General features: G+C 66.2%; 8 protein-coding genes. 3 read left to right on the plus strand and 5 right to left on the minus strand.

The genetic code is table 11. The annotated features are described in order from the left end of the window. Positions 1 to 384 precede the first annotated feature (384 nt). Entirely contained in the window at positions 385 to 3,057 is a 2,673-nt protein-coding gene (locus H3H37_RS12995) for a M1 family metallopeptidase (protein WP_182163059.1), read from the minus strand. Positions 3,058 to 3,227: 170 nt separating this feature from the next. Here H3H37_RS12995 and H3H37_RS13000 point away from each other — a divergent pair, with 170 nt between their 5' ends. After that, positions 3,228 to 3,935, plus strand: a complete 708-nt coding sequence (locus H3H37_RS13000) for a glutathione S-transferase family protein (RefSeq protein ID WP_182163061.1) — start codon at positions 3,228 to 3,230, stop codon at positions 3,933 to 3,935. Between the two features lie 2 nt (positions 3,936 to 3,937). Beyond that, complete coding sequence (locus H3H37_RS13005) at positions 3,938 to 4,561, plus strand: glutathione S-transferase family protein (protein ID WP_182163173.1); 624 nt, start codon at positions 3,938 to 3,940, stop codon at positions 4,559 to 4,561. Between the two features lie 26 nt (positions 4,562 to 4,587). Here H3H37_RS13005 and H3H37_RS13010 read toward each other — a convergent pair whose 3' ends face one another. From H3H37_RS13010 to H3H37_RS13025, 4 genes are all read right to left on the minus strand, one after another. Continuing rightward, positions 4,588 to 5,436 (minus strand): CheR family methyltransferase, encoded by an 849-nt coding sequence (locus H3H37_RS13010; RefSeq protein WP_182163063.1) that lies wholly within the window; start codon positions 5,434 to 5,436, stop codon positions 4,588 to 4,590. An 8-nt stretch (positions 5,437 to 5,444) separates the two neighbouring features. Continuing rightward, positions 5,445 to 10,358, minus strand: coding sequence for a HAMP domain-containing protein (locus H3H37_RS13015; protein WP_182163065.1), 4,914 nt, complete (start codon positions 10,356 to 10,358; stop codon positions 5,445 to 5,447). After that, positions 10,355 to 12,244: a putative bifunctional diguanylate cyclase/phosphodiesterase gene (locus H3H37_RS13020; RefSeq protein ID WP_182163067.1), complete on the minus strand. Its 1,890-nt coding sequence runs from the start codon at positions 12,242 to 12,244 to the stop codon at positions 10,355 to 10,357. Before H3H37_RS13020 ends, H3H37_RS13015 begins: the two co-directional genes overlap by 4 nt. A 153-nt stretch (positions 12,245 to 12,397) precedes the next feature. Further along, positions 12,398 to 14,098 carry a CehA/McbA family metallohydrolase gene (locus H3H37_RS13025; protein WP_182163069.1) on the minus strand — a complete coding sequence of 567 codons (1,701 nt, stop codon included), beginning with the start codon at positions 14,096 to 14,098 and terminating at the stop codon, positions 12,398 to 12,400. A 398-nt stretch (positions 14,099 to 14,496) separates the two neighbouring features. Between H3H37_RS13025 and H3H37_RS13030 the strand changes: the two genes are divergently transcribed. Next, positions 14,497 to 18,009: a CHASE domain-containing protein gene (locus H3H37_RS13030; RefSeq protein ID WP_229218806.1), complete on the plus strand. Its 3,513-nt coding sequence runs from the start codon at positions 14,497 to 14,499 to the stop codon at positions 18,007 to 18,009. Positions 18,010 to 18,017: the final 8 nt, after the last annotated feature.

Genomic DNA, 18,017 nt, shown 5'->3' on the forward strand with positions numbered 1-18,017 from the left:
GTGGCCTCGAACACCGGCACCAGAATTCCCCTCCAGCGCGCAATTGCCGCGCCGTGTCCATCCGCCGTGCCCCATCATGTCCCGCACGGGACGATTATTCAACTGCCTTAATGAAGTCCTAAGCCTGCGCTTTCCGATCGGTGGCAAAGTAACACCTGTAGCGCACGGTATCAGCCAGGCGCAGAGTTGCCGGACTCTTGTCTCCGGCACAGATTTCCCCAGGCGGCCCCAGGGCCGCCGGCTCCGAAAATCCCTACGCTTTAATCAGCGTTTCAGGCCGGCCCATCCGACGATGCTGCCGGCCTCTTTTTTTCCAGCGGCCGCTCACGCAAGCCCGTGGCGCCCTTGCGGGGCGCGCCACGGTCATGTTGCGGCCGCTTCCTGCTAGGGCGCCTTGCGCGCCAGCCACGCGTCGATCTGCGGCAGCCGCTGCTGGCGCACCTTGATGCGGTAGGCGATGGCAGCCACCGTGGCCGTGGTGTCGCCCTGGGCGCCGGCCGGCAGGTGCTCCTTGGCGAAGGCGGTCAGCTTGTCCATCATGGCCGGATCGGCTGACCGCGTGGCCAGGTGCGGGAAGTAGCGGCTGCGCGAGGCGACGTCGATCTTGCCCTCCACTTGCTCGCGGTGGGCCGTGGCGTAGTCGAACGCCAGTTCCGGATGGCGCACGGCCACGCGCGAAATCATGGCGGCGCTGTCGGTGGCGCCAGGCTCGCCGGAGAGCGCCAGGTCCAGCGCGCGCTGGCCCAGCGCCGCGTCTTCCGAGGCGCCCAGCATCACGTACAGCTCGGTGCGCAGCAGGGCCGAGGTCTCCGTCTTGGCCATCTGGTGCAGGCGCTCCCAGGTGGCTGCGTCCGCGTGGCGCGCCACCACGCCCAGGATGGTGCGCTTGATGGCGGCCGGCATGGCTTGCGGCGTGCCGGCGTCGAAGCGGCGGCGCGCCTCGGCGATGGTGCCGGCGTCGCCCAGGGCGCTGAGGGCGGCGATCAGTTCGGTGCGCAGGTTGGTCACGGAAGTGGCCTCGCCGGGCGCCGCGTCCCAGCCGGTGCGTGCCAGCACGGGCGCCAGGCGCGCGCGCGCGTACTGGTCGAAGACGCTGCGGCGCTGCGGGGTGCTGGCGTAGTGTTCGTCGATGTCGGCGTAGATCTGGGCGATGATGCCCCAGACCTGGGGCGCCGCGTCGACCGGCGCGCGGCTGGCCAGGTCGAGGAAGCGGGTGGCCGGATACAGGCCCGCCATGCCCAGCGACCAGCTGTCCGTCAGCAAGCCCAGTTGGTCGATCGGTGCCAGCGTGGCGAACTGGCCGGCCAGCTGGTCGAAGACGTTGGGCGCGTACAGTGTGCGGTAGTAGCCGGCCTGGCCGGCGTTGACCAGCACCGGGCCGCAGCCGGGCACCGTCATGCTGGCGCGCTTGCCGCTGACGACGGCGCGCGCGCTGGCGTGGCCTGCGGTCTGGGCGATGACGGGCACTTGCCACGTCAGGGGCGCCTTGTCCAGGCGATCCTTGGAGAATTCGCCCTGGGACAGCGTGACGGTGGTGCTGCCGTTGCGGCACACGGCGTCCTGCACGCGGATCAGCGGCACGCCCGGTTGCAGCGTGAAGTCGTGGGCGATGGCGCGCACCGGCTTGTGGGCCGCGCTTTCGATCTCGCGCCACAGGTCGTCCGACACCGTGTTGCCGTGCGCATGGCGGCGCATGTAGTTGCGTACACCGGCCCGCCAGGCCTCCTCGCCCACATAGTTCTCCAGCATGCGGATCACGGATTCACCTTTCTGGTAGGTGATGCCGTCGAACGCCTGGCTGGCTTGTTCCACCGTCTCGATGTGGGTCACGATGGGGTGGGTGGTGGACAGCGCGTCCTGCGCCATCGCGTGTTCGCGCGTTTCGACGGCATTGAAACTGGTTTGCCATTCCGGATGCAGGCGCATCGTGGTGCGGCTTTCCATCCAGCTGGCGAAGCCTTCGTTCAGCCACAGGTCGTCCCACCAGCGCATGGTGACCAGGTCGCCGAACCATTGGTGGGCGATCTCGTGCGCCGCCACCAGGAACACTTCCTCCTTGTCGGCCTGGGTCGAGATGGCCGGGTCGAGCAGCATGGCGTTCTCGAACGAGAAGATGGCGCCCCAGTTCTCCATCGCGCCGAAGAACGGGCTGCGGCCCGGCGCGGCAACATTGTCGAGCTTGGGCAGCGGATAGGGCAGGCCGAAGTAGTCGTTGTACTCGCGCAGCACGGCGGCGCTGGCGTCGAGCACGAAGCGGGCCTGTTCCACCTTGCCTTTCTGCGTGACGACGCCCAGTTCCGTCGCGCCCTCGCGCGTGGTGGCGCGGTCGAATTCGCCCAGGCTGAAGAACAGCAGATAAGTGGACATGCGCGGCGTGGTGGCGAAACGCAGCTGCTGGCGGCCATCGGGCAGGGTGGTCGACGAGGCCAGCGGCATGTTGGAGATGGCGGTCTGGTCGGCCGGCGCCGTCAGCTCCAGCGCGAAGGTGGCCTTGTAGTTCGGCTCATCCCAGCACGGCAGCACGCGGCGCGCGTCCGAGTTTTCAAACTGGGTGTACAGCGCGCGCTTGTTGGCGCCGCCGTTCTGGTAATCGAGCTGGAACAGGCCGGCCGGCTGGGTGCTGATCTTGCCCCGATAGGCCAGTTGCAGCTGGTAGCTGCCCGGCGCCAGTTCGCGTCCGAAGGTGAGCGTGACGGTTTGCTGTTCCGCGTTGGTGGTGATGGCGCTGGCGGCCCACGGCGCCTGGCCCGGACCGGCGCTGATGGCGGCGCTGGCGAATTCAAGGTCGGCGGCATTGAGCGTCAGGCTGGTGCTGGGCTCCCGGATGTCGAGCGCGATGGTGACGCTGGCGCTGAAGGTACTGTGCTGCGCGTCCGGCGTGATGGACAGGGCGTAGTGGGTGGGGCTGGCATTGCGCGGCAGCTGGGTGGTGGCCTGGGTCGCCGTGGCGTCGGCTTTGGCGCCGGCTTTAGCCTGCGTGGCCTCGGCCGCCGGGGCGGAAATCTGGTGCGTGGCGATCAGGGTGAGGATCGCCAGTGAAATCAAGCTGCGCTGCATGCTGTGCCCTTTATCTTGTGGAGTCGGGAAATGGGAATGAGTGTAGCGGCAATCTACGGACAAAGCGCAAGCTTGTCAATGCGACCACAGGCATCCGCAAGCATCCATATGCGACGGCGGCCAAATGGCGCTATGATCCTGACTGCTCATTGAGGAGGAAAGACGCCGCCATGATCGACCTGTACACGGCCGCCACGCCGAACGGCCACAAGATTTCCATCGCGCTGGAAGAACTGGAACTGCCCTACACGCTGCATGCGCTGGAGCTGTCGAAGAACGAACAGAAGGAACCGTGGTTCCTGGCCATCAATCCGAACGGCCGCATTCCCGCCATCGTGGACCGCGCGGCGGACAACTTCGCCGTGCTCGAATCGGGCGCCATCCTGATCTACCTGGCCGAAAAGACGGGGCGGCTGATGCCGGCCGACCCCAAGGGCCGTTCGCTGGTGATGCAGTGGCTGATGTTCCAGATGGGCGGCATTGGCCCCATGATGGGGCAGGCCAATGTGTTCTTCCGCTACTTCCCCGAGAAGATCCAGCCGGCCATCGACCGCTACCAGGGCGAGAGCAAGCGCCTGTTCCGCGTGCTGGACGGCCATTTGAAAGAGCATGAATACCTGGCCGGCGATTACTCGATCGCCGACATCGCCAACTGGGCCTGGGTGCGCACCCATAACTGGTCCGGCGTGCCCACCGACGATTTGCCGCACCTGACGCGCTGGCTGGCGGCGGTGGCCGCGCGCCCGGCCGTCAAGCGCGGCATCTTGCTGCCGCCGTCGCAGCTGGACCGCACGGCCAGCGACGAGAAAGCCCAGCAATTCGCCGCCGAGGCGCGCAAGATGCTGGAAACCGGACAATCCCGCCAACAAGGAGTTTGATGATGAAGTTGTACACCGCATTCCGCGCGCCCAACCCGCGCCGCGTCGCCATGTTCATCGCCGAAAAGGGCATCGAGGGCGTGGAGGACGTGATGATCGACCTGTCCACGGCCGAGCACAAGAGCGCCGCTTTCCTGGCCAGGAATCCGCTGGCGCAGGTGCCGGCGCTGGAGCTGGACGACGGCCGCATGCTGTGCGAGACGCGCGCCATCTGCACCTGGCTGGAAGGGTATGCGCCCGAACCCAACCTGATGGGCGAAGGCTACGAGGAGCGCGCCTTCATCGAGATGGCCGACCGGCGCGTGGAATTGCGCCTGTTCGCCGCCATCGCCAACTGCATCCGCCACACCCACCCGGGCCTGGCCAAGCTGGAGCAGCCGCAGTTCCCCGAATTCGGCGCCTCGCAGGGCGAAAAGATGCGCGATGTGGCGCGCTGGCTGGACCAGACCCTGGCCGGCCAGCCTTACGTGGCCGGCGCCCGCTTCACCATCGCCGACATCACCGCCTTCTGCGCGCTGGAGTTCGCGCGCGGCCTGATGAAGTTCCGACCCGGCGACGAAGGTATGCAGCACTTGCAGGCGTGGCGTGACCGGATTGCGGAGCGTCCCAGCGCGGCCAAATTCTGAGGCCGCGAGCCGCTGCGGCAGCTGGTTCACACCGTGCGCCGGTACCACGGCAGCGGCGGCAACAGCGGCTGGTAGCTGGCGGCCAGCGTATCGTCCGCTTCGAGCGGGCGGTCCAGGCCCAGTACCCCGAACGGGGCCAGGCTGTCATGGAACAGCTGCAGTACGCGCCGCCGCAACACGGGGCCGAAGTCGGGCAGGGCGCGGCGGCACACGATCAGCTGGAATTCATTGCACGAGGCATCCGTCACGAGGTTGTACTGGGCCCATGTGATGCGGCTGCGCAGCTGGGGCAGCAGCACGGCATGCGCGCCCTGGACGACAAAGTGGTCGAGCAGGGCGCCCTGGCCGCCGCAACGCGCGTAGTTTTCCTGCAGGACGGGCAGGTCGGCCAGGGCCACGCTGGCGTCCTGCGCATCGGCCAGTTGTTCGTCGCTGGGGACGGTGGCGAAGATCTCCGTGCCGTTGTCCAGCTGCTGTTCGTGTAGCAGGATGGCCAGGGTCCAGGCCTGCATGGCGCCGGCGCAGTCGGCCAGCCACACTTTTGGCAGGGCCGCGCCGTGCAGGCAGGCGCCCAGGATGGCGCGCAGTTGCGCCACTTCCTGCGCGTCGTCGAACAAGGCCGCCGGCGGCACGTGCAGCGCCCGCAGCACGGTGGCCAGAGCGCCTGGGTCGTGCAGCACGCGGTCCTGCAGCAATGAGATGGTGCGCGCGCCCAGTTGCGCCATCGCGGCGGCCAGCTTGTGCCGCAGCGCGGCCCGGTCATGGCCGCGAAAATCGTAGCCATAACACTGCACCAGCGCTTCGAGCAGCAATCCCAGTTCCAGTTCCTCCACGGCCGGTGCGCTGGGCTGGTGTGGGACCGGGGTCTCCATCATGGCCGCCATCAGTGCAGCCAGACCCGCATCAGCGACAGCAACTGCGCCACGTCCACCGGCTTTGTGATGTAGTCCGAGGCGCCGGCGGCGATGCATTTATCGCGGTCGCCTTTCATGGCCTTGGCCGTGAGCGTGATGATGGGCAGCGACTTGAACTTGGGGATGCGCCGGATCGCGCGCATGGTGTCGTAGCCGTCCATCTCCGGCATCATGATGTCCATCAGGACGATTTCGATGGTGGGATCCTTTTCCAGCACTTCGATGCCGTCGCGCCCGTTCTCCGCGAACGACACCTGCATCTGCTGGCGTTCCAGCAGCGAGGACAGGGCGAAGATGTTGCGCAGGTCGTCGTCCACGATCAGCACCTTGCGGCCGGCCAGCCCGCCCTCGGCGGCATGGATTTCCTCCAGCATGCGGCGCTGCGCCTCCGGCAGGCTGGCCTGCGAGCGGTGCAGGAACAGCGCCGTCTCGTCCAGCAGCCGTTCGGGCGAGCGAGCATCCTTGACGACGATGGTCTTGGCATAACGTTTGAGCTTGGCCACCTCCTTGCGGTTGAGGTCCTTGGCCGTATTGATCACGATCGGCAGGTCGCGCAGCTCGGGGTCCTTGCCGATGCGGTCGAGCAGGTCGAAGCCGCTGATGTCGGGCAGCGTCAGGTCCAGCACCATGCAGTCGAAGTGCGACTCGCGCAGCGCGTCCAGCGCGGCCTGGCCCGTGTCGACGGCCACGATGCGCAGGTCGCTGTCACCGATCAGGGCCACGATGGCGTCGCGTTGCGGCTGTTCGTCGTCCACCACCAGCAGGCTGCGCTTGCCGCCCAACAGGAACTTCTGGATGCGGCTGAATTCCTCCTGCAGCGCCTCCTTGCCCACCGGCTTGTTCATGTAGGAGATGGCGCCCTGGCGCAGCGCCCGTTCCCGCTCGCGCAGGCTGGACATCACGTGCACGGGGATGTGGCGCGTGCCGGGGTCGCGCTTGAGGCGGTCCAGCACCGTGAAGCCATCGATGTCGGGCAGGTCGATGTCGAGCAGGATGGCCGAGGGCAGGTAGTCGCGCGCCAGGCTTAGGGCCGAGTCGCCCTGGTGGGTGACGATGGCCTTGAAGTTCTTCTCGCGCGCGAAGTCGAGCACGATCTTGGCGAAGCGCTCGTCGTCCTCCACAATCAGCACGGACGGGTCGCCGGCCGCGATCAGGCTGCGGTCATCGCCGGTGGCGTTGTAGTCGGCCAGGTCGTGGTCCTCAGGCTGGCCCGCGCCGCGGCCGGCGTTGACCGATTCCGTCTCCTCCTGTGCGGCCTGGCGCTGTGATGCGACCACCACCTGCGGCGGCGGCGACGGCAGGCGCACCTGCGGCTGGCGCCCCATGTCGTAGTTGATGAAGCCGGCCCGGTTGTAGGGCAGGAACAGGGTGAAGGTGGAGCCGGCGCCCACCACGCTTTCGACCCGGATTTCGCCGCCCAGCAGGCGCGCCAGCTCGCGCGAGATCGACAGGCCCAGGCCCGTGCCGCCGTACTTGCGGGCGGTGGAGCCGTCGGCCTGCTGGAACGCTTCGAAGATCAGTTGCAGCTTGTCGGCCGCGATACCCACGCCGGTGTCGCTGACGGCGAAGGCCAGCACCGCGTCCGCGTGCAGCAGGTTGGGATGGTCGCTGGTGAAGCCGGTCGTGACCAGGCTGATGGTGAGTGACACCTGGCCGTGGGTGGTGAACTTGAACGCGTTCGACAGCAGGTTCTTGAGCACTTGCTGCAGGCGCGTGGTGTCTGTCATCATGGCCGTGGGCAGGGCCTCGTCGAGCTCCACGCTGAACGACAGGTGCTTGGCCTCGGCCATGTGGCGGAAGGTGCGGTCCACGTAGTTGCGCAGGTTCTGGAAGCGGTACTCGGACACGTCCAGCGTGACGGTGCCCGATTCGATCTTGGACAGGTCCAGGATGTCGTTGATCAGCGTGAGCAGGTCGGAGCCGGAGCCGTGGATGGTCTTGGCGAATTCCACCTGCTTGCCCGACAGGTTGCCTTCCGGGTTGTCGCCCAGTTGCTGGGCCAGGATCAGCAGGGAATTGAGCGGGGTGCGCAATTCGTGCGACATGTTGGCCAGGAATTCGGACTTGTACTTGGACGACAGCGCCAGCTGGGTGGCCTTTTCCTCCAGCGCCAGCTTGGCCTGTTCCACTTCGCGGTTCTTGCGTTCGACCTCGATGTTCTGTTCCGAGAGCAGGCGCGCCTTCTCGGCCAGCTCCTGATTGGTCTGCTGCAGTTCCTGCGCCAGCGATTGCGACTGCGTCAGCAGCGATTCCGTGCGGCTGTTGGCCTCGATCGTGTTGAGCACCACGCCGATCGATTCCATCAGCTGGTCGAGGAAGGACAAGTGGGTTTCCGTGAAGCGGTCCAGGGAGGCGATCTCGATCACGGCCTTGACCTGCTGCTCGAACAGGATAGGCAACACCACGATGTTGGTGGGTGGCGCGGCACCGAGGCCGGACGAGACGACGATGTAGTCGCGCGGCACGTCCGTCAGCCAGATGCGGGCCTTCTCCAGCGCGCATTGGCCCACCAGGCCCTCGCCGGGCAGGAAGGAGGTGGGCAGCTTGCGGCTGGAGCGGTAGCCGTAGCTGGCGATCATGCGCAGCCGCGCGTCCGCCTCCTGCGAATCCATCATGTAGAACACGCCGTGGTGGGCCGACACCAGCGGCGCCAGCTCCGACAGAATCAACTTGGTCACCGCCTGCAGGTCGCGCTGGCCTTGCAGCAGCCGGGTGAAGCGGGCCAGGTTGGTCTTCAGCCAGTCCTGCTGGGCGTTCTTGAGCGTGGTGTCCTTCAGGTTGCGGATCATCTCGTTGATGTTGTCCTTCAGGTAGGACACCTCGCCGCGCGCCTCCACCTGGATCGAACGCGACAAGTCGCCGCGCGTGACGGCCGTCGCCACCTCGGCGATGGCGCGCACCTGGTTGGTCAGGTTGGCCGCCAGCTGGTTCACGTTCTCCGTCAAATCCTTCCACGTGCCGGCCACCCCCGACACATTGGCCTGGCCACCGAGCTTGCCCTCCGTGCCCACCTCGCGCGCCACCCGCGTCACCTCCGAGGCGAAGGACGACAACTGGTCCACCATCACGTTGATGGTGTCCTTCAGTTCCAGGATCTCGCCCTTGACGTCCACCGTGATCTTCTTGGACAGGTCGCCGCGCGCCACGGCCGTCGTCACGGCGGCGATGTTGCGCACCTGGCCCGTGAGGTTGGAGGCCATGAAGTTCACGTTGTCGGTCAAGTCCTTCCACGTGCCGCCCACGCCGGGCACGTAGGCCTGGCCACCGAGCTTGCCCTCCGTGCCCACCTCGCGCGCCACCCGCGTCACTTCCGAGGCGAACGAGGACAGCTGGTCCACCATCACGTTGATGGTGTTTTTCAGTTCCAGGATCTCGCCCTTCACGTCCACCGTGATCTTCTTCGACAGGTCGCCGTTGGCCACGGCCGTAGTCACGTCGGCGATGTTGCGCACCTGGCCCGTCAGGTTACCGGCCATGGAGTTCACGCCGTCCGTCAAGTCTTTCCACGTGCCGGCCACGCCGGGCACGTTGGCCTGGCCACCGAGCTTGCCCTCCGTGCCGACCTCGCGCGCCACCCGCGTCACCTCCGAGGCGAAGGAGTTCAGCTGGTCCACCATCACGTTGATGGTGTTCTTCAGTTCCAGGATCTCACCCTTGACGTCCACCGTGATCTTTTTCGACAGGTCGCCATTGGCCACGGCCGTGGTCACGTCGGCGATGTTGCGCACCTGGCCGGTCAGGTTGCCGGCCATGGAGTTCACCGAGTCGGTCAGGTCCTTCCAGGTGCCGGCCACGCCCTTCACCTGGGCCTGTCCGCCGAGCTTACCCTCCGTGCCCACTTCGCGCGCCACCCGCGTCACCTCCGACGCGAACGAGGACAACTGGTCCACCATCACGTTGATGGTGTTCTTTAGTTCCAGGATTTCGCCTTTCACGTCCACCGTGATCTTCTTGGACAGGTCGCCGTTGGCCACGGCCGTGGTCACGGCGGCGATGTTGCGCACCTGGCCCGTGAGGTTGGAGGCCATGAAGTTGACGTTGTCGGTCAAGTCCTTCCAGGTGCCGCCCACGCCGGGCACGTAGGCCTGGCCACCGAGCTTGCCTTCCGTGCCGACCTCGCGCGCCACGCGCGTCACTTCCGAGGCGAAGGAGCGCAGCTGGTCCACCATCACGTTGATGGTGTCCTTGAGCTGCAGGATTTCGCCGCGCACGTCCACCGTGATCTTCTTCGACAGGTCGCCGTTGGCCACGGCCGTCGTCACTTCCGCGATGTTGCGCACCTGCGAGGTCAGGTTGCCGGCCATGGAGTTCACCGAGTCGGTCAGGTCCTTCCACGTGCCGGCCACGCCTTTCACCTGGGCCTGGCCACCGAGCTTGCCCTCCGTGCCCACCTCGCGCGCCACGCGCGTGACCTCGGACGAGAATGACGACAACTGTTCGACCATGGTGTTGGCCGTGGTGGCGGCCCGCAGGTACTGGCCCTTGAGCGGGTGGCCGTCCACTTCCAACGCCATGGTCTGCGACAAATCGCCCTTGGCCACGGCGCCGATCACGCGCGCCATTTCCGTGGTGGGGCGCACCAGGTCGTCGATCAGCGTGTTGACGGAGCTGATGATGGTGGCCCAGCCGCCGACCACGTTGGGCACGGCGGCGCGCTGGGTCAGGCGTCCTTCGCGGCCCACCACCCGGCTCACCTCCGTGACGGCTTTGACCATCTTCTCCTTGGTCTCGATCAGGTCATTGAGCGTGTCGGCGATCTTGCCGGAGATGCCGGTCCAGTCGGAGGGCATGCGGGCCGTGAAGTCGCCTTTTTTGAGCGCCATCAAGGTGGCCAGCAGCAGTTTCACGTCGAGCTCTTCGCGCATGTCGGTCATGTCGTTCATGGACGCTGTCCTCTTTGTTTGGGAGGGTTGGTGGAATCCGGTGCGCATGCCTGGCTGGCGGCGCCCGTGCGGTGGAGATGGTCAATCAGGTCGGCCGGCGCCATAGGCTGGCAATAGAGTTCACCCTGATAGTAGTCGCAGCCCTGGGCGCGCAGTTGTTCCAGCTGCTGTTCGTGGTTCACGCCCAGTGCGACAACCTGCATGGCCAGCGCGCGCGCCAGGTGGATCATGGCGGCCACGATGTCGCTGCCGCCATCCTCGCGACCGATGGCGTGCACGAACGCGCGGTCGATCTTGAGCGCGTCGAATTGCAGCTGCTTGCAGGTGGCCAGTGATGAGTGTGCGCTGCCGAAGTGGTCGAGTGCCAGCCGCACGCCTGCTTCATGCAGCTGGCGCAGCAGGGGCGGGGCGTCGTCGCTGGCGTCCAGCAGCAGCGTTTCGTTCAGTTCCAGCGTGACGCTGCCCGCGACCAGGCGGTGCCGGCGCAGCAAGGGCAATAGCTGCTGCGCCAGTTCCGCCTCCAGTTGCGGGGCGGCCAGGTTGAAGGCCACGCCCAGCCGGGTGGGCGGCGACGCCTGCCGCCATAATGCCGCCTGGGCGCAGGCGCTGGCGATGACCCAGGCATCGAGCCGGTCGAGCAGGGCGCGGTCGGGCACGCAGGGCAGGAACTGGGGACCCGGGATCAGGCCCAGGCGCGGGTGGCGCCAATACAGCAGCGCTTCCGCGCAGTGCACCTGCCCCGTCTCCAGCGCCACCTGCGGCTGGTAGCGCAGTTCCAGCTGGTCGCCATCGAGCGCTTGCCGCAGTTCGCGGGACCAGCGTTCGCGCTCCCGCTCGCGCGCGTTGAGCTCCTCGTGGAAGAAGCGGATGCTGCAGCCCTTGTCCTGCTTGGCCTGGTACATGGCCAGGTCGGCGTTGCGCATCAGGGTGCGCGCGCAGTCGCTGTCCTGCGGGTAGAGCGCGATGCCCACGCTGGGCGTGCTGCGGATGCGGTGGCTGCCGATCCGGTAAGGGCGGGCGCCGGCCTGTTCGATCTTGCGCGCCACGCGGGCCGCGTTGGCGGCGGCCCGTTCGCCTTCGATCAGCACGACGAATTCGTCGCCACCGAGGCGCGCCACCACGTCCGACACGCGCACCGCCGCCGTGAGCCGCGCCGCCACCTGGCGCAGCAGCTCGTCGCCCACTTCGTGGCCGTAGTGATCGTTGACTTCCTTGAACTTGTCCAGGTCCAGGAACAGCAGCGCGAACTGGGTGCGGTTGCGGTCGGCCGAGGCCACCGCGTGTTCCAGTTGCTGGATCAGCGAGCGGCGGTTGACGAGGTTGGTGAGCGCATCGCGCGTGGACAGTTCATGGGCGCGCTGCTCGGCGTGCTTGCGTTCCGTGATCTCCGCTTCCAGCTCCTGGTTGATGCGCTCCAGCTCCTGCATGCGCTGTACGCGCAAGTCCTCGTTCAGGCGCGCCAGTTCGTCGGACTTCTTGCGCAGCTGGATGGTTTGCTTGGTCATCTCGACGAACACTTCCACCTTGGTCTGCAAGATCTGCGGGATCACGGGCGTGAACAGGTAATCGACGGCGCCTTTCTGGTAAGCCTTCAGGCGGTTCATCTCGTCGGCATAGTGCGCCGTGATGAAGATGATGGGCACGCCGGCCGAACGTGGATGGGAGTGGATCGCCTCGGCCGTCTCGAAACCATCCATGTCGGGCATGCTCACGTCGAGCAGGATGACGGCGTAGTCATGGCGCAGCACCTGGCGCAGCGCTTCCTTGCCGGACCCGGCCGTGTGCAGATGGTAGCCGCGTTGCTGCGCCGAGTCGGCCAGCAAGTTCTCCAGCGCGTACAGGCTGGCGGGGTCGTCGTTGACGATGAGGACTTTCGGAATAGGCACGGTGGGGCTTCATTGGGGTAAGGTCGGCGCGTGTTCTTCTGAACTAGAAGATACGCCGGTGCGCTTGTGAGTCAAGCAAAAAGCGGCGCCCGCAATATGTCTGCGAAGCAATTACCGCCCGTGGATTTCCTGAGCGAAAAATCTTAATGGAAATTAATTGGTTGCAGCGCACAATAGGGAGGGGGACTGTTGGCTAATCCACACAGGTGCTGTCCACAGCAGCTTGCCGTCGTCCTGGGTCAGCCTGGCGTAATAGAAGTGCTCGCCGGGGGCGGGTGTAAACGTGATGTCGGCCGTGTGGGCCAGTTCGCTGACGGCGCCGTTGCGCCCGGGAACTCCTTCGATGATAGTCAGGTCGGCCGCCGTGCGGCCCGGCGCGCCCGCGTAGCGCACGCTCAGCGCAAGCGGGCCGCAGTTGGCGAAGCGCTCGCCCATCAGGTGGCCATTGGCTGTCAACAGGATTTGGGCCTGCTTGTCCATGGTGGCGAACACGCGCCGCGCGCGCAGGGCCGCCAGCAGGCTGGTGTTGTCGAGCGGCGCGTCGCCGGGCACCAGCACGGCGCTGCGGTTGCTGTACGAGGCGCCCCAGTTGGCGCAATGGTTGTCCTGGTCGGAACTGAAGGCCAGGTGGTAGCCCGCCTCCAGCAACTGGTCGCACACGGCCTCGTAGTTGCTGCGGTGGCTTTCGCTTTCGTCCGCGCTGTGGGAAAAGGCGCTGCTGTTCATCACCTCGCACAGCACCATGACCTCGTCGCCGTCGGCCGTGTAGGCCAGCGGGGTGGCGCCGACCTTGAACTGGTCCGGGGCCGGATGGTTGAACTGGCCCAGCCAGCCGCGTGCGCGCATCAGGCTGTACAGGCTGGCGTAATCGCTCCTCGGTGTTTCGGTGTCGGCTAGCAACTGGCCGCTGGCGTTGCGCTCCCAGCCCAGTAATTCCGGGCTGTTGAACACGTTCAGGTGGCCACCATTGGCGATCACGCCCCATTCCTGGCCGTAGATGGCGAGAAAGCCGGCGTGGGCGGCGTTGTAGTCGATGGCGTCCTGCAAGCCTTGCCGGTACAGGGCTGTCGCCTGGCGGGGATCAGCGTTGGGATTGGTGCCGTCCGAGCCGTCGTACATGTGGTTGTGTTCCGACGTCATCAGGAAATCGAGGCCGTGGGCCTGGGCGTAGGCGTAGGCATCGGGCGGGCCCAGCGCGGCGCTTTGCGGGTCTTGGGCGCCGGTGCAATGGGCCAGGTCGCCGCCGCCGTCGCTGTGGTTGGTCTGGCTGTGCAGGTTGCCGTAATACACGGTGTAGGACGGCAGGATGGTTCCCGTTGGAATAGGCGTCATGGTGGCCACATGATGCGTCGCGCCTGTGGCCAGTGGCCGGAACGCGGGCATGGCCAGCCGCGGCGGGATGCCAAGCGCAATCGGCCACTCCTGCGTGATGACGGTGTTGCCGGTGCGGGCCTGCAAGCGCAAGCGGTAGGTGCCGCTCGCAGTGAGAGGCGCCGCGCCGGCGGCGCGGCCATCCCAATCGCGTTGCAGGGTAAACGGGCGCGCGCCGAGCGTGACCGCGCCGTGCCAGCGTCGCAACACCGCGCCCTTGCGCGTGCGCAGTTCCAGTTGCCAGCTGGCGCGGTGGCGCCGGCCCTGGTCCGGGTAGCTCAGGTAGATGGAGATGGTGCGCCGCGCGCCGGGGCTGGCGCGGTACGGAACGTCGAGTGTGGCGTCGAATTCGCGGTGGTCGGGTTGCGCATGGGCTTGCCACGGTGCCTGCGTCGGCGCGGATGGCGGCGCATCAGGGGGCGCATCAGGGGGCGTGCGAGGTCGCGTGTGCGTCGGCGTGTGAGGTGGTGTGTGCGTCGGCATATGAGGCGGCGCTTGCGCCGCACTGGCCCACGCCATGCTGGCTGCGAGCAAACCTGCGCAGCCGTGCGCCGCGCGGGCCGCCTGTGCGGCGCTGCGCGCTGGCGCGCTTCCCGTTAATATAGCGGCTTCCCCCCGCTTGACGGTCGCGTTCACGACTTTCTCCTTGCAACTGCAGAGTTAGAGTGCAAGGTGCCGCCATCGGTTCCGCGCAAGGCGGAAAATAAGCGGCATGGTTGTTGATCTATGTCGCAAGGCGGGAAACCGGGCCGGACTTTCGCAGGTAAACGTGGTTACCCGGCGTCATTAATAGTATGCTGCTGTGATGCAAATTTCTTTCGATCGGGCGTCCTGGCAAGGCTGTCATGGCCTGCTTTTATTCAGATATAAAGTGATGGACGATGCGAACATTGGTTAAGCTGGGTAAGGCTTTGACGAGCACGCGCGCGCTGATCTGGGGCGTGGGCTTGTCGCTGGCGCTGGCGATCGGCATGACGCTGTACGCGGCTGCCCTGAAGACGGTGGAGGATGATGCCGAGCAGCGTTTTCAGAATCTGACCCGCAGCACCCAGTACAGCATCTCGGCCCGTGTCAAATCGTATTCCGACCTGGTGCGCGGGCTGGTGGCCTTGTTCCAGACCACGGACAACCTGAGCCGCCTGCAATTTCACCAATATGTGGCCAGCCTGGACTTGCCGCAGCATTTCCCGGCCATCGAGGCGCTGACCTGGGCGCCGCTGGTGACGGACGCCCAGCGCGACGCGTTTGTGGCCGCCGTGCGTGCCGACCGCAGCCTGGAGCCGCAAGGCTATCCCCAGTTCGACATCCGGCCGCCGGGCCGCCGTACCCACTATGCCGTGCTGACGTATCTGGAACCGACTGCCCTGGCGCAGGAAAAGATGGGCGTGGATATTGCCGCCAATCCCGCCATCGACCGCGCCATGGAACTGTCGCGTGACAACGGCCAGGTGGGCGCGTCGGGCCAGCCCATCGTCGTCAACCAGCCCATGCCCCACATCGGGCTGGGCATGCGCCTGCCCGTGTACCGGCGCGGGATGGAACTGACCGATGTGGTCAGCCGGCGTGCCGCCTATCTCGGCACGGTCGGTATCGGTTTCAGCGTACCCAAGCTGGTACAGGGCGCCATCGACGAGATGGCCGTGCGCCAGGTGCACCTGACCCTGTACGCGGACGGCAGCACCGATGTCGAGCAGCGCCGCCTGGTGATCGAGAAGACGGACCGGTTGCTGTTCAACGACAACGGTTCCATGCAGCCCAGCCCGGTGCCGGCCGGCCACGAGGCCGATTATTTTCAGTCGGTGCTGCCGATCGACTTCAACGGCAGCCTGTGGAAGGCGAATTTCGTGGTGCGCAAGGCCGAACTGCTGACCGTATTCGACAACTATTTCCCCCTGATCGCGCTGGCCACGGGCTTTGTGGGCACGATGCTGATCTACGGCTACTTCTTCATGTTGTATTCGTCGCGCCGCAGCGCCATCAAGCAGCGGCTGCTACTCGATACCGTGCTCAACAATGTGGACGCGCGCGTCTACATGAAGAACCAGGACCGGCGCTACATCTATGCCAACGCCAAGGTGGCGCAAGTGATGGGCTTGCCTGCGCAAGACATCATCGGCAAGGAAGACCGCGAACTGATGCCGGCGGCGGCGGCCGACGCGGCCTGGGCCGACGACCGTTCCGTGATTGCCGACAACGTCAAGCGCGCCGGCGAGGAGAAGTACACGGACAGCGAGGGCAATGTGCACCACCTGTGGACCGTGAAGGTTCCGGTGGAGATCGACCGGGCCGAGACGGCCGTCATCGCGCTGTCGACCGATGTGACGGAGCTGCACAACCTGAAGGAACAGGCCGACGCGGCCAACCAGGCCAAGAGCGATTTCCTGTCCAATATGAGCCACGAGATCCGCACGCCGATGAATAGCATCATCGGGATGGCGCACCTGGCCTTGAAAGCCGTCAGCGACCCCAAGCAGCGCGATTACCTGAGCAAGATATTCCACTCCAGCCAGCATCTGCTGGGCATCATCAACGACATCCTTGACTTCTCCAAGATCGAGGCCGGCAAGATGGAGCTGGAAGTGGCCGATTTCGCGCTCGACACACTGCTCAGCAATATATCCAGCCAGCTTGGCGAGAGCGCCGCCCGCAAGGGGCTGGAGCTGGTGTACGAAGTCTGGCCGGGCCTGTCGCACCAGTTGCGCGGGGACCCGTTGCGGCTGGAGCAAGTGCTGCTCAACTTCACCAATAACGCCATCAAGTTCTCCGAAAACGGCAAGATCCACATCCGCGCCCGCCCCGTGGAAGACCGCGACAACACCACGCTGGTGCGCTTCGAAGTGCAGGACGAGGGCATAGGCATGACACTGAGCCAGATGGGCAACCTGTTCCAGTCCTTCCATCAGGCTGACACCTCTACCACCCGCAAGTACGGTGGCACGGGCCTGGGCCTGGTGATCAGCAAGCAACTGGCGGAACTGATGGGCGGCACGGTGGGCGTGGAAAGCCGGCTGGGCGAGGGCAGCACCTTCTGGTTCACGGCCCGGCTGGCCAAAGGCACCAGCTTCCTCGAACCCAATGATGCGGCCGTGCAGCCGGACGTGCTCGACAGCATACGCGGCGCGTCCATCCTGCTGGTGGAGGATAACGTCTTCAGCCAGCAGGTTGGCCAGGAATTGCTGGAAGATGCGGGCGCCGTCGTGACGGTGGCCAACAACGGCAAGGAAGCCATCGATATGCTGTTGCGCCAGCGTTTTGACTGCGTGCTGATGGACGTGCAGATGCCGGTGATGGATGGTTTCGAGGCCACACGCCTGATCCGTTCCGATTCCCGTCTGCAGTCGACGCTGGTGATCGCCATGACGGCCAACGCCGGCCGCGACGACCAGCGCCGCTGTATCGAAGCGGGCATGGATGAGTTCGTCACCAAGCCGATCGCACCGCAGTTGCTGTTCAATGTATTGTCGAAATGGATGAACCGGCGCGCGCGCGCGGCCGGCCCGCTTGCTTCGGTCGAGGCGCCGGCAGCCGGGCTGGTCCCGGACCTGGCCTTGCCTGTGCCGGCCACCAGTGCAACGGCCAACACGGCCGCCGGCGCCGCCACCAAGGCGTCGCTGGCGTCGCCGCCGGCCACGGCCGGGGTTGCAGCCGGGGTGGGCGCCGTGCCCGCCGTGCCCGCCGTGCCCGCCGTTCCACTAACCGCCAGCACGTCGGCCCTGGCGGGACCGGCCATGGCTACCCCGGCCGGTACAACCTCGCCCGTGACTGCCTCGGCCGAGACTACCTCGGATGTGACAGCCCCGGCCATCACCACTGCGGCTGTCACTCCGGTTGAGACTACCGCCAACCGGCCTGTGGCGAGCGCCGACCCGGGCGCCACGCATGCCAGCCACACCGTAGATGCCGCCGCGCAGGTCGCCAGTGCCGATGCGTCCCCGGCGGCTGCGCCACCCGTCGAACCCGCCGCGCCGGTCCCGGCTGATGTTGTCAACGCGGCGGCAGGACAGCCAACTGCCCAGCCCGCAGCAATGCCGGATGCTGACGAGGCCGAGATGTTCGATCTGGCCGCCCTGGGCCAGACCTTCGGTAACAAGCCGGACAAGATGCGCAAGTATGCGAAGCTGTTCCTGGATTCCGCGCGCGATGGCATGGTGGAAGTGGATGCGGCGCTGGCGCATGGCGATCTGGTGCAATTATCGGAACTGGGTCACCGCATCAAGTCATCGGCGCGGGCAGTGGGGGCCATGCGCTTTGGTAACCTGTGCCTCGCGCTGGAGCAGATGCGCAAGGAGCCCGACGCCGCGCGCGCGCGCCAGCTGGTGGGGCAGATGCACGAGATGCTGATGCACCTCAATGAATTGGTGGCGCAAGAATTGGTCGCGCTGGCCGAGGAATGAGGCAGGGC

This window comes from Rugamonas brunnea (assembly GCF_014042345.1).
Lineage (GTDB): Bacteria > Pseudomonadota > Gammaproteobacteria > Burkholderiales > Burkholderiaceae_D > Rugamonas > Rugamonas brunnea.

Excerpts from the sequence above, each read along its gene's own strand:
- H3H37_RS13025 (WP_182163069.1), bottom strand. The coding sequence starts at position 14,098 with ATGCCGACGCACACACCACCTCACACGCCGACGCACACGCGACCTCGC.
- H3H37_RS13000 (WP_182163061.1), top strand. The coding sequence starts at position 3,228 with ATGATCGACCTGTACACGGCCGCCACGCCGAACGGCCACAAGATTTCC.
- H3H37_RS13005 (WP_182163173.1), top strand. The coding sequence starts at position 3,938 with ATGAAGTTGTACACCGCATTCCGCGCGCCCAACCCGCGCCGCGTCGCC.
- H3H37_RS13010 (WP_182163063.1), bottom strand. The coding sequence starts at position 5,436 with ATGATGGAGACCCCGGTCCCACACCAGCCCAGCGCACCGGCCGTGGAG.
- H3H37_RS13030 (WP_229218806.1), top strand. The coding sequence starts at position 14,497 with ATGCGAACATTGGTTAAGCTGGGTAAGGCTTTGACGAGCACGCGCGCG.
- H3H37_RS12995 (WP_182163059.1), bottom strand. The coding sequence starts at position 3,057 with ATGCAGCGCAGCTTGATTTCACTGGCGATCCTCACCCTGATCGCCACG.
- H3H37_RS13015 (WP_182163065.1), bottom strand. The coding sequence starts at position 10,358 with ATGAACGACATGACCGACATGCGCGAAGAGCTCGACGTGAAACTGCTG.